This window comes from Pseudomonas kielensis, assembly GCF_030505375.1.
Classification (GTDB): domain Bacteria; phylum Pseudomonadota; class Gammaproteobacteria; order Pseudomonadales; family Pseudomonadaceae; genus Aquipseudomonas; species Aquipseudomonas kielensis.
The window spans coordinates 4,236,898-4,255,136 of record NZ_CP130043.1 but is presented as its reverse complement, the minus strand read 5'-3'; the positions used below and the strand labels follow the sequence as shown (position 1 = coordinate 4,255,136).

Genomic DNA, 18,239 nt, shown 5'->3' with positions numbered 1-18,239 from the left:
ACCATGACTACAGGCAGTGCTCTGTACATCCCGCCTTACAAGGCAGACGACCAGGATGTGGTCGTCGAACTGAACAACCGTTTTGGCCCCGAGGCATTCACTGCCCAGCCTACCCGCACCGGCATGCCGGTGCTTTGGGTTGCCCGTGCCAAACTCGTCGAAGTCCTGACCTTCCTGCGCAACCTGCCCAAGCCGTACGTCATGCTCTATGACCTGCATGGCGTGGACGAGCGTCTGCGCACCAAGCGTCAAGGGCTACCAGGCGGCGTCGACTTCACCGTGTTCTACCACCTGATGTCGATCGAACGTAATAGTGACGTAATGATCAAGGTCGCCTTGTCCGAGAGCGACCTCAGCGTGCCGTCCGTCACCAGCATCTGGCCCAACGCCAACTGGTACGAGCGTGAAGTCTGGGACATGTACGGCATCGACTTCAAAGGTCACCCGCACCTGTCGCGCATCATGATGCCGCCGACCTGGGAAGGTCACCCGCTGCGCAAGGACTTCCCGGCCCGCGCCACCGAGTTCGACCCGTTCAGCCTGACCCTGGCCAAGCAACAGCTCGAGGAAGAAGCCGCGCGCTTCAAGCCTGAAGACTGGGGCATGAAACGCTCCGGGGCGAACGAGGACTACATGTTCCTCAACCTGGGTCCCAACCACCCTTCGGCTCACGGTGCGTTCCGCATCATCCTGCAGCTGGACGGCGAAGAGATCGTCGACTGCGTACCGGACATCGGCTACCACCACCGTGGTGCCGAGAAAATGGCCGAGCGTCAGTCCTGGCACAGCTTCATCCCGTACACCGACCGTATCGACTACCTCGGCGGCGTGATGAACAACCTGCCGTACGTGCTCTCGGTCGAGAAGCTGGCCGGCATCAAGGTGCCCGAGAAGGTCGACGTCATCCGCATCATGATGGCCGAGTTCTTCCGGATCACCAGCCACCTGCTGTTCCTGGGTACCTACATCCAGGACGTCGGCGCCATGACCCCGGTGTTCTTCACCTTCACCGACCGCCAGAAGGCGTACACGGTGATCGAAGCCATTACGGGCTTTCGCCTGCACCCGGCCTGGTACCGCATCGGTGGTGTCGCCCACGACCTGCCACGCGGCTGGGAAAAACTGGTCAAGGACTTCGTTGAATGGCTGCCAAAGCGCCTCGACGAATACACCAAGGCCGCCCTGCAGAACAGCATCCTCAAGGGTCGGACCATCGGCGTCGCCGCCTACAACACCAAAGAGGCCCTGGAATGGGGCGTCACCGGTGCCGGCCTGCGTTCCACCGGTTGCGATTTCGACCTGCGCAAGGCGCGTCCGTACTCCGGCTACGAGAACTTCGAATTCGAAGTACCGCTGGCGGCCAATGGCGATGCCTACGACCGCTGCATGGTGCGCGTCGAAGAAATGCGCCAGAGCATCAAGATCATCGACCAGTGCATGCGCAACATGCCGGAAGGCCCGTACAAGGCGGATCACCCGCTGACCACGCCGCCGCCTAAAGAGCGCACGCTGCAGCACATCGAGACCCTGATCACGCACTTCTTGCAAGTTTCGTGGGGCCCGGTCATGCCGGCCAACGAATCCTTCCAGATGATCGAAGCGACCAAGGGCATCAACAGTTACTACCTGACGAGCGACGGCGGCACCATGAGCTACCGCACCCGGATCCGTACTCCAAGCTTCCCGCACCTGCAGCAGATCCCTTCGGTGATCAAAGGCAGCATGGTCGCGGACTTGATTGCGTACCTGGGTAGTATCGACTTCGTTATGGCCGACGTGGACCGCTAAGCATGAACAGCACGCTTATCCAGACAGACCGTTTCACCTTGAGTGAAACCGAGCGCTCGGCCATCGAGCACGAGTTGCATCACTACGAAGACCCGCGCGCGGCGTCGATCGAAGCCCTGAAGATCGTCCAGAAGGAACGTGGCTGGGTGCCCGATGGCGCCCTGTACGCCATCGGCGAAATCCTCGGCATCCCGGCCAGCGACGTTGAAGGCGTGGCGACGTTCTACAGCCAGATCTTCCGCCAGCCAGTGGGCCGCCACATCATTCGCGTCTGCGACAGCATGGTCTGCTACATCGGCGGCCACGAGTCGGTGGTCAGCGAAATCCAGAGCAAGCTGGGGATCGGCCTGGGCCAGACCACTGCCGACGGTCGCTTCACCCTGCTGCCAGTCTGCTGCCTCGGCAACTGCGACAAGGCGCCGGCGTTGATGATCGACGACGACACTTTCGGTGACGTACAGCCTGCTGGCGTTGCCAAACTGTTGGAGGGCTACGTATGACCCTGACTTCCTTCGGCCCGGCCAACCGCATCAAGCGCTCGGCAGAGACCCATCCGCTGACCTGGCGCCTGCGTGACGACGGCGAGGCTGTGTGGCTCGACGAGTACCAGGCCAAGAACGGTTACGCGGCCGCTCGCAAGGCCTTCGCCGACATGGCCCAGGACGACATCGTCCAGACCGTGAAAGACGCCGGCCTCAAGGGGCGCGGCGGTGCAGGCTTCCCCACGGGCGTGAAGTGGGGCCTGATGCCCAAAGACGAATCCATCAACATCCGCTACCTGCTGTGCAACGCGGATGAAATGGAGCCCAACACCTGGAAAGACCGCATGCTGATGGAGCAACTGCCCCATCTGCTGATCGAAGGCATGCTGATCAGCGCCCGCGCGCTGAAAACCTACCGTGGCTACATCTTCCTGCGTGGCGAGTACACCACCGCCGCCAAGCACCTCAACCGTGCCGTGGAAGAAGCCAAGGCCGCTGGCCTGCTGGGCAAGAACATCCTCGGCTCGGGCTTTGACTTCGAGCTGTTCGTGCACACCGGCGCCGGGCGTTACATCTGCGGTGAAGAAACCGCACTGATCAACTCCCTCGAAGGCCGCCGCGCCAACCCGCGCTCCAAGCCACCCTTCCCTGCCGCCGTAGGCGTGTGGGGCAAGCCGACCTGCGTGAACAACGTCGAAACCCTGTGCAACGTGCCGGCGATCATTGCCGACGGCGTGGACTGGTACAAGTCGTTGGCCCGTGAAGGCAGCGAAGACATGGGCACCAAGCTCATGGGCTTCTCCGGCAAGGTCAAGAACCCGGGCCTGTGGGAGCTGCCGTTCGGCGTGACCGGCCGCGAGCTGTTCGAAGACTACGCTGGCGGCATGCGCGACGGCTTCAAGCTCAAGGCCTGGCAGCCAGGCGGCGCCGGTACCGGCTTCCTGTTGCCAGAACACCTGGACGCACAAATGTACGCCGGCGGCATCGCCAAAGTGGGCACCCGTATGGGTACCGGCCTGGCCATGGCGGTGGACGACAGCGTCAACATGGTGTCCCTACTGCGCAACATGGAACAGTTCTTCGCCCGTGAGTCGTGCGGTTTCTGCACCCCTTGCCGCGATGGCCTGCCATGGAGCGTCAAGCTGCTGATGGCCATCGAGAAAGGCGAAGGCCAACCCGGTGACATCGAGACCCTGCTGGGTCTGGTCGGCTTCCTCGGCCCAGGCAAGACCTTCTGTGCTCACGCACCGGGTGCCGTGGAGCCATTGGGCAGCGCAATCAAATACTTCCGTCCAGAGTTCGAAGCCGGCATCGCGCCTATCAGCGCCGCTGTCCCGCCTCTGGCAAGGCCGATCGTAGTCGGCGCGTAACGCTTAACAAGGCGAAGGGTCCGTGCCCTTCGCCTTCTCGTGTGATGACGCCGCCCGCGGCTGTTTTGACTCACGCGAATGACAAGATTCCATTAGCCACGCCCGCTGACACCGGGCCAACGAAGAACTTTGAACCATGGCCACTATCCACGTAGACGGCAAAGCGCTCGAAGTCGACGGGGCAGACAACCTGTTACAGGCATGTCTGTCGCTAGGCCTCGATATTCCTTACTTCTGCTGGCACCCCGCCCTTGGCAGCGTTGGCGCTTGCCGCCAGTGCGCGGTCAAGCAGTACACCGACGAAAACGACACCCGTGGTCGTATCGTCATGTCCTGCATGACCCCTGCCACCGATGGCACCTGGATCTCCATCGACGATGAAGAGTCCAAGGCCTTTCGCGCCAGCGTTGTTGAATGGCTGATGACCAACCACCCTCACGACTGCCCGGTCTGTGAGGAAGGCGGTCACTGCCACCTGCAAGACATGACGGTAATGACCGGCCACAACGAGCGCCGTTACCGCTTCACCAAGCGTACTCACCAGAACCAGCAACTGGGCCCGTTCATCTCCCACGAGATGAACCGCTGCATCGCCTGCTACCGCTGCGTGCGCTTCTATAAAGACTACGCCGGCGGCACCGACCTCGGTGTGTTCGGCGCCCACGACAACGTGTACTTCGGTCGCGTTGAAGACGGCACCCTGGAAAGCGAGTTCTCCGGCAACCTCACCGAGGTCTGCCCGACCGGTGTGTTCACCGACAAGACTCACTCCGAGCGCTACAACCGCAAGTGGGACATGCAATTCTCGCCGAGCATCTGCCATGGCTGCTCCAGCGGTTGCAACATCTCCCCGGGTGAGCGCTACGGCGAACTGCGTCGCATCGAGAACCGTTTCAACGGTTCGGTGAACCAGTACTTCCTGTGCGACCGTGGCCGTTTCGGCTATGGCTACGTCAACCGCGAAGACCGCCCACGCCAGCCACTGCTGGCCAATGGCGCCAAACTGAGCCTCGACGAAGCGCTGGATAAAGCCGCCGACCTGCTGCGCGGTCGCAACATCGTCGGTATCGGTTCGCCCCGCGCGAGCCTCGAAAGCAACCACGCGTTGCGCGAACTGGTCGGCGCCGAGCACTTCTACAGCGGTATCGAAGCCGCTGAACTGGAGCGTATCCGCCTGGTCCTGCAGGTGCTCAAAGACAGCCCGCTGCCAGTGCCGAACATGCGCGACATCGAAGACCACGACGCGATCTTCGTCCTCGGTGAAGACCTGACCCAGACTGCCGCCCGCATGGCCCTGTCCCTGCGCCAGTCGGTCAAGGGCAAGGCCGAAGACATGGCCGACGCCATGCGCGTCCAGCCTTGGCTCGACGCCGCGGTGAAGAACATCGGCCAGCACGCGCTGAACCCGCTGTTCATCGCAAGCATCGCTGAAACCAAGCTCGACGACATCGCCGAAGAGTGCGTACACGCCGCTCCCGACGACTTGGCCCGCATCGGTTTCGCCGTGGCTCACGCCCTCGACGCCAGCGCCCCAGCCGTTGCCGGCCTGGACAGCGAAGCCCTGGCACTGGCCCAGCGCATCGCCGACGCCCTGCTGGCAGCCAAGCGCCCACTGATCATCGCCGGCACTTCCCTGGGCTCCAAAGCCTTGATCGAAGCCGCCGCGAACATCGCCAAGGCGTTGAAGCTGCGCGAGAAGAACGGTTCCATCAGCCTGATCGTCCCAGAGGCCAACAGCCTTGGCCTGGCCATGCTCGGTGGCGAATCGGTTGACGCTGCCCTGCAAGCGGTCATCGACGGCCAGGCCGACGCCATCGTCGTACTGGAAAACGATCTGTACACCCGCACCGCCAAGGCCACGGTCGATGCAGCCCTGAACGCCGCGAAAGTGCTGATCGTCGCTGACCATCAGAAGACCGCCACCAGCGATCGCGCGCACCTGGTCCTGCCAGCTGCCAGCTTCGCCGAAGGCGATGGCACCCTGGTCAGCCAGGAAGGTCGCGCCCAGCGCTTCTTCCAGGTGTTCGATCCGAAGTACATGGACGCCAGCATCCTGGTCCACGAAGGCTGGCGCTGGCTGCACGCCCTGCGCGCCACCCTGCTGAACCAGCCGATCGACTGGACCCAGCTCGACCACGTGACCGCTGCCGTCGCTTCCAGCACGCCGCAACTGGCGCGCATCGTCGATGCCGCCCCGTCCGCTGCGTTCCGCATCAAGGGCATGAAGCTGGCCCGTGAGCCGCTGCGTTACTCCGGCCGGACCGCCATGCGGGCCGACATCAGCGTGCATGAACCGCGTACCCCGCAAGACAACGACACCGCGTTCGCCTTCTCCATGGAAGGTTACTCGGGCTCGGTCGAGCCGCGTCAGCAAGTGCCATTCGCCTGGTCCCCGGGCTGGAACTCGCCGCAAGCCTGGAACAAGTTCCAGGACGAAGTCGGTGGTCACATCCGCGCTGGCGACCCGGGCACCCGCCTGATCGAAAGCACCGGTGATGCGCTGAACTGGTTCGCCAATGTGCCTCGCGCCTTCAACCCGGCCCAGGGCACCTGGCAGGTCGTGCCGTTCTTCCACCTGTTCGGCAGCGAAGAGAACTCTTCCAAGGCCGCGCCGGTACAAGAGCGCATTCCGGCCGCCTACGTGGCGCTGGCCAAGTCCGAAGCCGATCGCCTGGGAGTCAACGATGGCGCCCTGCTGAGCCTGAACGTGGCCGGCCAGACCCTGCGTCTGCCGCTGCGCATCAATGAACAGCTGGGTGCTGGCCTGGTGGCCCTGCCTGTCGGTCTGGCGGGCATTCCACCGGCGATCGCAGGCTTTTCCGTTGACGGTCTGCAGGAGGCAGCGCAATGACCTGGTTCACCCCTGAAGTGATCGACACCATCATCGCGGTCGTCAAGGCCCTGGTGGTGATGCTGGCCGTGGTGGTCGCAGGTGCCCTGCTCAGCTTCGTCGAACGTCGCCTGCTGGGCTGGTGGCAGGACCGTTATGGTCCGAACCGCGTTGGCCCGTTCGGCATGTTCCAGATCGCCGCCGACATGCTCAAGATGTTCTTCAAGGAAGACTGGACCCCGCCGTTTGCCGACAAGGTGATTTTCACCCTGGCACCGGTCGTGGCCATGAGCGCCTTGCTGATCGCCTTCGCGATCATCCCGATCACCCCGACCTGGGGTGTGGCGGACCTGAACATCGGCCTGCTGTTCTTCTTCGCCATGGCCGGCCTGTCGGTCTACGCGGTGCTGTTCGCCGGCTGGTCGAGTAACAACAAGTTCGCCCTGCTGGGCAGCTTGCGTGCCTCGGCCCAGACCGTGTCCTACGAAGTGTTCATGGGCCTGGCGCTCATGGGCATCGTGGTCCAGGTCGGCTCGTTCAACATGCGCGACATCGTCGAGTACCAGGCGCAGAACCTGTGGTTCATCATTCCGCAGTTCTTCGGTTTCTGTACCTTCTTCGTTGCTGGCGTCGCCGTGACTCACCGTCACCCGTTCGACCAGCCGGAAGCGGAGCAGGAACTGGCCGACGGTTACCACATTGAATATGCCGGCATGAAATGGGGCATGTTCTTCGTCGGCGAGTACATCGGCATCATCCTGATCTCGGCGCTGCTGGTCACCCTGTTCTTCGGTGGCTGGCACGGTCCGTTCGGCATCCTGCCGCAACTGGCTTTCTTCTGGTTCGCATTGAAGACCGCGTTCTTCATCATGCTGTTCATCCTGCTGCGCGCTTCGATTCCGCGCCCGCGTTATGACCAGGTGATGGATTTCAGCTGGAAATTCTGCCTGCCACTGACCCTGATCAATTTGCTGGTGACCGCTGCGGTTGTGTTGTTGAACACGCCTGCGGGCGCGGTTCAGTGAGGATTTGACCCATGTTCAAATATATTGGCGACATCGTTAAGGGTACTGGTACCCAGTTGCGCAGCCTGATCATGGTTTTCGGCCATGGCTTTCGCAAGCGCGACACCCTGCAATACCCGGAAGAGGCGGTGTACCTGCCGCCTCGCTACCGTGGCCGTATCGTCCTGACCCGCGACCCCGATGGTGAAGAGCGTTGTGTAGCCTGCAACCTGTGCGCCGTGGCCTGCCCGGTCGGCTGCATCTCGCTGCAGAAAGCTGAAACCGAAGACGGTCGCTGGTACCCGGACTTCTTCCGTATCAACTTCTCGCGCTGCATTTTCTGCGGCCTGTGCGAAGAAGCCTGCCCGACCACCGCAATCCAGCTCACGCCGGATTTCGAAATGGCCGAGTTCAAGCGTCAGGACCTGGTTTACGAGAAAGAAGATCTGCTGATCTCCGGTCCCGGTAAAAACCCTGACTACAACTTCTATCGTGTTGCAGGTATGGCCATTGCCGGTAAGCCAAAAGGCTCCGCGCAAAATGAAGCCGAGCCGATCAACGTGAAGAGCTTGCTGCCTTAAGGAAGAAAGATGGAATTCGCTTTCTATTTCGCATCGGGTATCGCGGTGGTGTCCACGCTTCGTGTGATCACCAACACCAACCCTGTGCACGCCCTGCTCTACCTGATTATTTCGCTGATCGCCGTGGCGATGACCTTCTTCAGCCTCGGTGCGCCATTTGCCGGGGTCCTGGAAGTGATCGCCTATGCCGGCGCCATCATGGTGCTGTTCGTGTTCGTGGTGATGATGCTGAACCTGGGCCCGGCCTCGGTTCAGCAGGAACGCGTCTGGCTCAAGCCCGGTATCTGGCTGGGCCCGGTCGTGCTCGCCGCGTTGCTGTTGGCTGAACTGCTGTACGTACTGTTCAGCCACTCCAGCGGCGCTGCCATTGGTCTTACCACCGTGGACGCCAAGGCCGTGGGCATCAGCCTGTTCGGTCCTTACCTGCTGGTGGTCGAACTCGCCTCGATGCTGCTGCTCGCTGCAGCCGTCACGGCGTTCCATTTGGGCCGCAACGAGGCGAAGGAGTAATTCATGCCTGCTATCCCTTTAGAGCATGGACTGGCCGTCGCCGGCATCCTGTTCTGCCTCGGCCTGGTCGGCCTGATGGTCCGCCGCAACATTCTTTTCGTGTTGATGAGCCTGGAAGTGATGATGAACGCCGCTGCCCTGGCATTCATCGTTGCCGGTGCACGTTGGGGCCAGCCGGATGGACAAGTCATGTTCATCCTGGTGATCAGCCTGGCAGCCGCCGAGGCCAGTATTGGCCTGGCGATCCTGCTGCAACTGTATCGCCGCTTCCACACGCTCGATATCGACGCTGCCAGTGAGATGCGCGGATGAACCTACTCTTCCTGACTTTCGTATTCCCCCTGATCGGGTTCCTGCTGCTGTCGTTCTCCCGCGGACGCATCTCGGAAAACCTCGCGGCACTGATCGGCGTCGGCTCCATCGGCCTCTCGGCGATCGTCACTGCCTACGTAATCTGGCAGTTCAACGTCGCACCGCCTGAAGGCGGCCACTACACCCAGGTGTTGTGGCAGTGGATGGCGGTGGAAGGTTTCACCCCCAACTTCGCCCTGTACCTGGATGGCCTGTCGGTCACCATGCTCGGCGTCGTGGTGGGTGTGGGCTTCCTGATCCACCTGTTCGCGTCCTGGTACATGCGCGGTGAAGCCGGTTACTCGCGCTTCTTCGCCTACACCAACCTGTTTATCGCCAGCATGCTGTTCCTGGTGCTGGGCGATAACCTGCTGTTCCTGTACTTCGGCTGGGAAGGCGTGGGCCTGTGCTCCTACCTGTTGATCGGTTTCTACTACAGCAACCGCAACAACGGTAACGCGGCACTCAAGGCGTTCATCGTCACCCGTATCGGCGACGTGTTCATGGCCATCGGCCTGTTCATCCTGTTCCAACAGGTGGGCACGCTGAACATCCAGGAACTGCTGGTGCTGGCACCGCAGAAATTCCAGGCCGGCGACTTCTGGATCGTGTTGGCGACCCTGATGCTGCTGGGTGGCGCGGTCGGTAAATCGGCCCAACTGCCGCTGCAAACCTGGTTGGCGGACGCAATGGCCGGCCCGACCCCGGTTTCGGCACTGATCCACGCCGCGACCATGGTCACCGCCGGTGTCTACCTGATTGCCCGTACCCACGGTCTGTTTGCCCTGGCGCCGGACATTCTGCAACTGGTCGGCATCGTCGGCGGTGTGACCCTGGTGCTGGCGGGTTTCGCAGCCCTGGTCCAGACCGACATCAAGCGTATCCTCGCCTACTCGACCATGAGCCAGATCGGCTACATGTTCCTGGCCCTGGGCGTCGGTGCCTGGGACGGCGCGATCTTCCACCTGATGACCCACGCCTTCTTCAAGGCGCTGCTGTTCCTCGCGTCCGGTGCGGTGATCGTGGCCTGCCACCACGAGCAGAACATCTTCAAGATGGGCGGCCTGTGGAAAAAACTGCCACTGGCCTACGCCAGCTTCATCGTCGGCGGCGCGGCCCTGGCGGCCCTGCCACTGGTGACCGCAGGTTTCTACTCGAAAGACGAAATCCTCTGGGAAGCCTTTGCCAGCGGCAACCACGCCCTGCTGTACGCAGGTCTGGTGGGTGCATTCATGACCTCGCTGTACACCTTCCGCCTGATCTTCATCGCGTTCCACGGTGAAGCGAAGACCGAAGCCCACGCCGGCCACGGCATTGCCCACTGGCTGCCACTGTCGGTGCTGATCGTGCTGTCGACTGCCATTGGCGCGATGATCGTGCCGCCGCTGCACGGTGTCCTGCCGCAAAGCGTCGGGCATGCCGGTGGCGAAGCCAAGCACAGCCTGGAAATCGCCTCGGGCGCCATCGCTCTGTCCGGTATCCTGCTGGCCGCGCTGCTGTTCCTGGGCAAGCGTCGGTTTGTCACGGCCATCGCCAACAGCGGCATCGGCCGTCTGCTCTCGGCCTGGTGGTTCGCCGCCTGGGGCTTCGACTGGATCTACGACAAGCTGTTCGTCAAGCCGTACCTGGCGATCAGTCACCTGCTGCGCAAAGACCCGTTCGACCAAACCATCGGTTTGATCCCGCGTCTGGCCAAAGGGGGTCACAACTCCCTGAGCCGCACCGAGACGGGTCAACTGCGTTGGTACGCCGCCTCGATGGCTGCTGGTGCCGTGCTGGTTATCGGCGCCATCGTGCTGGTAGCGGTCTGATATGAACCTTGCGAATTTGCGAAAGGAAACGAGCCCGTCATGATTCTGCCTTGGCTAATCCTGATCCCCTTCATCGGCGGCCTGTTGTGCTGGATGGGTGAGCGCTTCGGCGCCACCCTCCCACGCTGGATTGCGCTGTTGACCATGACCCTGGAACTCGCCCTCGGCCTCTGGCTGTGGGCCCACGGTGACTATTCATTTGCTCCGGCACCTGGCGCCGATCCGACTTGGGCGCTTGAGTTCAAGCACGTCTGGATCGAGCGTTTTGGCATCAACGTGCACCTGGCCCTCGACGGCCTGTCGCTGTTGATGATCCTGCTGACCGGCCTGCTGGGTATCCTCTCGGTACTCTGCTCGTGGAAAGAGATTCAGCGTCACGTGGGTTTCTTCCACCTGAACCTGATGTGGATCCTGGGCGGCGTTGTCGGCGTGTTCCTCGCGCTGGACCTGTTCATGTTCTTCTTCTTCTGGGAAATGATGCTGGTGCCGATGTACTTCCTCATCGCGCTCTGGGGTCACAGTTCTTCGGACGGCAAGAAAACCCGGATCTACGCGGCGACCAAGTTCTTCATCTTCACTCAGGCTTCCGGCCTGATCATGCTGGTGGCGATCCTCGGTCTGGTACTGGTCAACTTCAACAGCACAGGCGTGATTACGTTCAACTACGCCGACCTGTTGAAAACCAAGATGTCGATGACCACCGAGTACATCCTGATGCTCGGCTTCTTCATCGCCTTCGCGGTCAAGCTGCCCGTGGTGCCGTTCCACTCCTGGCTGCCTGACGCTCACGCCCAGGCGCCGACCGCAGGCTCCGTCGACCTTGCCGGTATCTTGCTGAAAACCGCGGCCTACGGCCTGCTGCGTTTCGCCCTGCCGCTGTTCCCGAACGCCTCGGCCGAGTTCGCGCCGATCGCCATGGCCCTGGGCCTGGTCGGGATCTTCTACGGTGCGTTCCTGGCATTTGCCCAGACCGACATCAAGCGCCTGATCGCGTTCTCCAGCGTCTCGCACATGGGCTTCGTGCTGATCGGTATCTACTCCGGCAGCCAGCTGGCCCTGCAAGGCGCCGTGATCCAGATGCTTGCCCACGGCCTGTCCGCGGCGGCACTGTTTATCCTCAGCGGCCAGCTGTACGAGCGCACCCACACCCGCGACATGCGTGAAATGGGTGGCCTGTGGTCGAAGATCGCCTACCTGCCGGCCATCAGCCTGTTCTTCGCAGCCGCTTCCCTGGGCCTGCCAGGTACCGGCAACTTCGTCGGTGAGTTCCTGATCCTGATCGGCACGTTCGCCAGTGCGCCATGGATCACCGCGATTGCCACCTCCGGCCTGGTGTTCGGTTCGGTCTACTCGCTGATCATGATCCACCGTGCCTACTTCGGCCCGTCCAAGTCGGACGCGGTGCTGCACGGTATGGATGCTCGCGAACTGATCATGGTGCTCGGCCTTGCGGTACTGCTGATCTACCTCGGCGTCTACCCGCAACCGTTCCTCGATACCTCTGCTGCGACGATGCATGGTGTGCAGCAATGGCTCGGTACCGCCTTCACTCAACTCGCTTCGGCCCGGTAAGAGCGCTATGGAATTCACGATTCAACACTTTATCGCGCTAGCGCCACTGTTGATCACCAGCCTCACCGTGATTGTGGTGATGCTGGCTATCGCATGGCGCCGCAACCACTCACAGACTTTCCTGCTCTCGGTGGCGGGTCTTAACCTGGCCTTGCTGTCTATCCTGCCGGCACTCAAGGTCGCGCCGCTGGTCGTCACCCCGCTGATGCTGGTCGACAACTTCGCGCTGCTGTACATCGCACTGATCCTTGTGGCGACCCTGGCCTGCGTCACCCTCGCCCACGCCTACCTCGGCGAAGGCGGCACTGGCTACCCGGGCAACCGCGAAGAGCTGTACCTGCTGATCCTGCTGGCTGCGGCCGGCGGTATCGTGCTGGTCAGCGCGCAACACCTGGCCGGCTTGTTCATCGGCCTGGAGCTGCTCTCGGTACCGGTCTACGGTCTGGTGGCCTACGCCTTCTTCAACAAGCGCTCCCTGGAAGCCGGCATCAAGTACATGGTGCTGTCGGCTGCCGGTTCCGCGTTCCTGTTGTTCGGCATGGCGCTGCTCTATGCCGATGCTGGCAGCCTGAGCTTCAGCGGTATCGGTCACGCCCTGGCCGCCAGCGGCGCGGCCAGCCCGCTGGCGCAACTGGGCATGGCGATGATGCTGGTGGGCCTGGCGTTCAAACTGTCCCTGGTGCCTTTCCACTTGTGGACGCCGGACGTGTACGAAGGTGCTCCCGCCCCTGTCGCCGCGTTCCTGGCGACTGCCTCGAAAGTTGCAGTGTTTGCGGTCATGGTGCGTCTGTTCCAGATATCCCCAGCTGCCAACACCGCCGTGCTGAGCAACGTCCTGACCGTGATCGCGATTGCCTCGATCCTGTTCGGTAACCTGTTGGCACTGACCCAGAGCAACCTCAAGCGTCTGCTGGGTTACTCCTCCATTGCCCACTTCGGCTACCTGCTGATTGCCCTGGTGGCGAGCAAGGGCCTGGCCCTGGAAGCCATCGGCGTGTACCTGGTCACCTACGTGATCACCAGCCTTGGCGCGTTCGGCGTGATCACCCTGATGTCCTCGCCATACAAAGGCCGTGACGCCGACGCCCTGTACGAGTACCGCGGCCTGTTCTGGCGCCGTCCGTACCTGACCGCCGTGCTGACCGTGATGATGCTGTCCCTGGCCGGCATTCCGCTGACCGCTGGCTTCATCGGCAAGTTCTACATCATTGCCACCGGTGTCGAAGCGCACCAATGGTGGCTGGTCGGTTCGCTGGTGCTGGGTAGCGCCATCGGCGTGTTCTACTACCTGCGCGTGATGGTTACCCTGTTCCTGATCGAGCCTAACCTGCGCCGCGTCGACGCACAGCTGCACTGGGAGCAAAAGGCAGGTGGCGTAATGCTGCTGGCCATCGCCGCCCTGGCGTTCTTCCTGGGCGTCTACCCGCAACCGCTGCTGACCCTGGTCCAGCAAGCCGGCCTGGCGGGCTGATCGCTCAAGCGAAACGCAGCAACAAAAAAACGGCACCCTCGGGTGCCGTTTTTGCATTCCATCAATCCGTTCAGGCGGGGACGTGCAACGCTGGACCGTAGCCTTCGATGAACTCGGCGGGCATGCGCTTGGGCCTGCCGCTGGACAGTTCGATACAGACAAAGGTGGTTTGCGCGCGCAGCAGGGTCGCGTTGTCGCTGGGGCGAACCAGCTGGAAATGCCGGGTCATTTTCAGGCGCTGGTCCCAGTCGACGATCCAGGTCGCCAACTGCAGCTCGTCACCCTCATAGGCCGCCGCCAGGTAATCGATCTCGTGGCGGACCACGGCCATGGCCCGGTCCAACCGTCGATACTCCACCAGGTCCAGCCCAAGGCGCTGTGAGTGGCGCCAGGCGCAACGTTCGAGCCAGGTGACATACACCGCGTTGTTGGCGTGTCCCAGCCCGTCGATGTCCTCTGCGGCCACCTGCAGGTCAATCACAAAGGGTGTTGCCCGATCCCAGCCCATGCCTCGCTCCCGGTCCGATTATTCGACCGGGAGCAGTGTAACGGATGATCAGGCCGATTGCCGCGTCTGCAGGCTGCGACCCGCGAGCAAGCCCAGCACCCCGTCGATCACTCGCGAGTCGGCCAGCACCCGCTGATGTCCGCCCTCCTCCAGGCGCAACAGACGACTGTCGAACCAGGCCTCGTGGATCAGTTGCGACTCGCTCACCGGGACGAAGATATCGTCCTCGGCATGTACGATCAGCCCGGGCATATCCAGCTGATAGTGGGCGACATCGAGCCTTGAAGCCGAAAACCCCACATCCTTTTCAATTTGCCGGATAAACGCCGAGCGCGCCCTGGGCGGCATTCCGACGTAGCGGGCAAAACCGCGCAGCACGCCCAGAATCCGCGCCGGTGCCGCGATACTCACCAGGGTTTCGGTGCGCAGCCCCAGTTGCACTGCCAGCATCGCACTGGCGCCGCCCATGGAGTGACCGATGACCCCTTGCAGGGGCGGCAACTCGGCCGCGGCTTCGAGCATGGCGCGGGCGAACATCACGACGTTGGCCTCGCGCCCCGGCGAACGGCCGTGGGCAGGACCGTCCAGGGCGACCACCGTATAACCGGCGTCCACCAGGGCGGTGATCAGGCTGGCGAACTGGGTCGGCCGCCCTTCCCAGCCGTGCATCAGTAACACCGCCGGGCCCTGCCCCCAGCGCAAGGCCGAGAGCCCAAAGCGCAAGGTGATGCGCTCGGCGCTGGCCAGCAGCGGCATTTCCCAGTCACGGGGCGGCAATTCACGGGGCGTCATGAACACCTGCCGCATCTTGCTCGCAATCAACTTCGGCGCCACCCAGCCCAACGTGCCGTTAACGCCGCGAACCCAACTCAAGGTGCTCATCGCTCATCTCCAAAGGCCAACGCTTCAGGTCACAGCACCGCCGACTTGGCGGCACGCAGCAATCGATCAGACAACTCACCGGCTCCCAGCGCTCGCGCCAGAGCCAGACCTCCCACCATCAGCGCCAGGTCTGCCAGGACCTTGTCGGCGTCTTCCGGGCTGTTGGCCAACTGCGCGACCATCAGCTCGACGTGCTCGTTCAGGGCCACCCGGAAGTCATCCGGCAGGCGGCCCAGCTCCCCCACCGACGCCGGAATCGGGCAGGCATTTTCGGTGGAGTCGCGGTGTTTGCGCGACAGGTAGAACGCCGCGACCAACGCCCGGCGCTCTTCCCCGGTCAGCTCGGCATCCATGTCGGCGATCAACGCCCGACGCTGGCCGAGCAACTGGGTGAAGGCTTCCAGCATCATCGCGTCCTTGCTTTCGAAGTGCGCATAGAAGCCGCCGACAGTCAGGCCGGCCGCACCCATCACTTCGCCCACGCTCGGTTCCGCCGGGCCACGTTGAATCAGCGCAGAGCTGGCGGCCTGGAGAATGCGTTCACGGGTTTGAGCTTTTTTGTCGTTCATCGTTACCTCCGAATATTACGATGGAAATATTATTCTCATAATAAATTTACGCAAGGGTTGGATTTGACCGTTGGTCAGAAGAGCAGAGGGGGAATTGGGGAATTGGCCAAACGCCAGACAAACAAAAGGGCCATTCAATAATTGAATGACCCTTATAAAATCCCGCAGAGCGGGTAATCGTGGCGTCCCCTAGGGGACTCGAACCCCTGTTACCGCCGTGAAAGGGCGGTGTCCTAGGCCACTAGACGAAGGGGACGCAAACCCTTCTATACACTGATCAGCGCTGAGTACTGATCGCTTCAAGGCCGGTGTGGCCAGACCTTGAAGTGTAAAATTGGTGGAGCTTAGCGGGATCGAACCGCTGACCTCCTGCATGCCATGCAGGCGCTCTCCCAGCTGAGCTAAAGCCCCAGATTTTTCGCCTCGCGGCGGAGTGACATCTTGCAACATCACTTCTGTAAAACTGGCGTCCCCTAGGGGACTCGAACCCCTGTTACCGCCGTGAAAGGGCGGTGTCCTAGGCCACTAGACGAAGGGGACACAAACCTTCTATACAACTGATCAACGCTGAGTGTTGATCGCTTCAAGGCCGGTGTGGCCAGACCTTGAAGTGTAAATTGGTGGAGCTAGACGGGATCGAACCGTCGACCTCTTGCATGCCATGCAAGCGCTCTCCCAGCTGAGCTATAGCCCCTCATCGTTGATGTCATCGCTGAGGACGGGGCGAATCTTAAGGGCGTATCGGATGCCTGTCAAACTTATTTTTCAAAAAATTTAAAATTTTTTGCCGACATTACAATCACTTACCGCCCTCCCCCCGGAAATCCGGGGGTTTGGCGCAGGCCAAAGGCCTGGCAGGAGCTGCTGCTGGGAATCAGGCGATCGCGGCCAACAGCTTTTCCCACTCCTTGTTTTCTTTCTTCGACACGCCACCGAGCAGGTCGATGGCCTGGCGCAGACGGAAACGGGTCAGGTCCGGGCCGAGGATTTCCATGGCGTCGAGCACCGACACCGAGCTCGCCTGACCGGTGATCGCGGCGAACATCAACGGCATGGCATCGCGCAGCTTCAGCTCAAGGGATTCGACGACCGCCTGAATCGTCGCGGTGATGTTGTCCTTCTGCCACTGGCGCAGGCTCTCCAGCTTCCACAGGATCAACTGCATCAACTGGCGCACCTGGTCGCCCGAGAGCTTCTTGGATTCGAACAGCTTGGCATCCGGGTTGACGCCACCGGCGAAGAAGAACCCGGCGAGCGGTGCCACCTGGCTGAAGGTTTCCACCCGGCCCTGCACGTGGGGCGCGATCTTCATCATGTACTCAGGGTTCAGCGCCCAGGTCTGCAGGCGGCTGGCGAACTCTTCCACCGGCAGGTCACGCAGCCACTGGCCGTTGAGCCAGGACAGCTTCTCGATGTCGAAGATCGGCCCGCCCAGGGACACGCGCTTGAGGTCGAAGTTGTCGACCATCTCTTGCAGGGAGAACTTCTCGCGCTCGTCCGGCATCGACCAGCCCATGCGCCCCAGGTAGTTGAGCATCGCTTCCGGCATGAAGCCCATGCGCTCGTAGAAGGTCACCGAGGTCGGGTTCTTGCGCTTGGACAGCTTGCTCTTGTCCGGATTGCGCAGCAGCGGCATGTAGCACAGCTCCGGCTGCTCCCAGCCGAAGTATTCGTACAGCAGGATCAGTTTCGGCGCCGATGGCAGCCACTCTTCGCCGCGCAGGACGTGGGTGATGCCCATCAGGTGGTCATCGACCACGTTGGCCAGGAAGTAGGTCGGCAGGCCGTCGGTCTTCATCAGCACTTGCATGTCCATGCGATCCCACGGGATCTCGACGTCGCCACGCAGCATGTCCGGCACCACGCAGACACCTTCGGTCGGCACCTTCATGCGGATCACGTGGGGTTCGCCAGCGGCCAGGCGGCGCGCCACTTCTTCCTTGGACAGCAGCAGCGCCCGACCGTCGTAGCGCGGGGTCTCGCCGCGAGCCATTTGCTCGGCGCGCATCTGGTCCAGTTCCTCGGCAGTGCAGAAGCATGGGAACGCATGCCCCATGTCTACGAGCTGCTGGCAGTACTTCTGGTAGATCTCGCCCCGCTCGCTCTGCCGGTACGGGCCGTGCGGGCCGCCGACGTCCGGGCCTTCAGCCCAGTCGATGCCCAGCCAGCGCAAGGCATCAAAAATCTGCTGTTCGGACTCGCGGGTCGAGCGCAACTGATCGGTGTCTTCGATGCGCAGGATGAACTCACCGCCATGCTGCTTGGCAAAGCAGTAGTTGAACAAAGCGATGTAAGCGGTGCCGACATGGGGATCGCCGGTAGGCGATGGCGCGATGCGAGTGCGGACGGTGGTCATGGCGTGTCTCGAAAGATGATGAAAAGCGGAGATGAAACAAAGGGCGAATGGTAACAGGCGACACCCGCCCGGCTCCAGTGAGCAGGGCATATAAGCCAAGATTGAGGCCACAAAAGGCGCTAACAGCGGCAAATGCCTGAATATCAATGGGTGG

General features: G+C 62.0%; 15 protein-coding genes and 4 tRNA genes. 11 read left to right on the top strand and 8 right to left on the bottom strand.

What is annotated here, in order from left to right:
• Positions 1-3 precede the first annotated feature (3 nt).
• From nuoC to nuoN, 11 genes are all read left to right on the top strand, one after another.
• Complete coding sequence (gene nuoC / locus Q1W70_RS19890; RefSeq protein ID WP_095165240.1) at positions 4-1,788, top strand: NADH-quinone oxidoreductase subunit C/D; 1,785 nt, start codon at positions 4-6, stop codon at positions 1,786-1,788.
• Between the two features lie 2 nt (positions 1,789-1,790).
• Positions 1,791-2,288, top strand: coding sequence for an NADH-quinone oxidoreductase subunit NuoE (gene nuoE, locus Q1W70_RS19885; RefSeq protein WP_008020715.1), 498 nt, complete (start codon positions 1,791-1,793; stop codon positions 2,286-2,288).
• Positions 2,285-3,640 (top strand): NADH-quinone oxidoreductase subunit NuoF, encoded by a 1,356-nt coding sequence (gene nuoF, locus Q1W70_RS19880; RefSeq protein ID WP_095165241.1) that lies wholly within the window; start codon positions 2,285-2,287, stop codon positions 3,638-3,640. The genes nuoE and nuoF overlap by 4 nt, the downstream gene beginning before the upstream one ends.
• A gap of 136 nt (positions 3,641-3,776) precedes the next feature.
• Positions 3,777-6,491 carry an NADH-quinone oxidoreductase subunit NuoG gene (gene nuoG / locus Q1W70_RS19875; RefSeq protein WP_166589928.1) on the top strand — a complete coding sequence of 905 codons (2,715 nt, stop codon included), beginning with the start codon at positions 3,777-3,779 and terminating at the stop codon, positions 6,489-6,491.
• Positions 6,488-7,495, top strand: a complete 1,008-nt coding sequence (nuoH, locus tag Q1W70_RS19870; protein WP_166589929.1) for an NADH-quinone oxidoreductase subunit NuoH — start codon at positions 6,488-6,490, stop codon at positions 7,493-7,495. Before nuoG ends, nuoH begins: the two co-directional genes overlap by 4 nt.
• Before the next feature lie 11 nt (positions 7,496-7,506).
• Positions 7,507-8,055: an NADH-quinone oxidoreductase subunit NuoI gene (nuoI, locus tag Q1W70_RS19865; RefSeq protein ID WP_042559871.1), complete on the top strand. Its 549-nt coding sequence runs from the start codon at positions 7,507-7,509 to the stop codon at positions 8,053-8,055.
• 9 nt (positions 8,056-8,064) lie between these two features.
• The gene (gene nuoJ / locus Q1W70_RS19860; RefSeq protein ID WP_166589930.1) at positions 8,065-8,565 is read left to right on the top strand and encodes an NADH-quinone oxidoreductase subunit J; all 501 of its coding nucleotides are present in this window, start codon (positions 8,065-8,067) and stop codon (positions 8,563-8,565) included.
• A 3-nt stretch (positions 8,566-8,568) separates the two neighbouring features.
• Positions 8,569-8,877 (top strand): NADH-quinone oxidoreductase subunit NuoK, encoded by a 309-nt coding sequence (gene nuoK / locus Q1W70_RS19855; RefSeq protein ID WP_093421177.1) that lies wholly within the window; start codon positions 8,569-8,571, stop codon positions 8,875-8,877.
• The gene (gene nuoL, locus Q1W70_RS19850) at positions 8,874-10,727 is read left to right on the top strand and encodes an NADH-quinone oxidoreductase subunit L (protein ID WP_159996946.1); all 1,854 of its coding nucleotides are present in this window, start codon (positions 8,874-8,876) and stop codon (positions 10,725-10,727) included. The genes nuoK and nuoL overlap by 4 nt, the downstream gene beginning before the upstream one ends.
• Positions 10,728-10,766: 39 nt before the next feature.
• Entirely contained in the window at positions 10,767-12,299 is a 1,533-nt protein-coding gene (nuoM, locus tag Q1W70_RS19845; protein ID WP_159996948.1) for an NADH-quinone oxidoreductase subunit M, read from the top strand.
• 7 nt (positions 12,300-12,306) lie between these two features.
• The gene (gene nuoN, locus Q1W70_RS19840; protein ID WP_159996950.1) at positions 12,307-13,770 is read left to right on the top strand and encodes an NADH-quinone oxidoreductase subunit NuoN; all 1,464 of its coding nucleotides are present in this window, start codon (positions 12,307-12,309) and stop codon (positions 13,768-13,770) included.
• Between the two features lie 70 nt (positions 13,771-13,840).
• Here nuoN and Q1W70_RS19835 read toward each other — a convergent pair whose 3' ends face one another.
• The 8 genes from Q1W70_RS19835 to gltX form a co-directional block, all read right to left on the bottom strand.
• A complete protein-coding gene (locus tag Q1W70_RS19835; RefSeq protein WP_166589931.1) occupies positions 13,841-14,278 on the bottom strand; it encodes an acyl-CoA thioesterase in 438 nt (145 codons plus the stop codon).
• Positions 14,279-14,326: 48 nt separating this feature from the next.
• Positions 14,327-15,160, bottom strand: coding sequence for an alpha/beta fold hydrolase (locus tag Q1W70_RS19830; protein ID WP_166589932.1), 834 nt, complete (start codon positions 15,158-15,160; stop codon positions 14,327-14,329).
• 29 nt (positions 15,161-15,189) lie between these two features.
• Positions 15,190-15,729, bottom strand: coding sequence for a TetR/AcrR family transcriptional regulator (locus Q1W70_RS19825; protein WP_166589933.1), 540 nt, complete (start codon positions 15,727-15,729; stop codon positions 15,190-15,192).
• 180 nt (positions 15,730-15,909) lie between these two features.
• Positions 15,910-15,985, bottom strand: a tRNA-Glu gene (locus Q1W70_RS19820).
• 79 nt (positions 15,986-16,064) lie between these two features.
• Positions 16,065-16,140: transfer RNA gene (locus Q1W70_RS19815), tRNA-Ala, on the bottom strand.
• A gap of 53 nt (positions 16,141-16,193) precedes the next feature.
• Positions 16,194-16,269: transfer RNA gene (locus tag Q1W70_RS19810), tRNA-Glu, on the bottom strand.
• Between the two features lie 78 nt (positions 16,270-16,347).
• Positions 16,348-16,423 (bottom strand) — tRNA-Ala (locus Q1W70_RS19805).
• A 180-nt stretch (positions 16,424-16,603) separates the two neighbouring features.
• The gene (gene gltX, locus Q1W70_RS19800; RefSeq protein WP_166589934.1) at positions 16,604-18,085 is read right to left on the bottom strand and encodes a glutamate--tRNA ligase; all 1,482 of its coding nucleotides are present in this window, start codon (positions 18,083-18,085) and stop codon (positions 16,604-16,606) included.
• Positions 18,086-18,239: the final 154 nt, after the last annotated feature.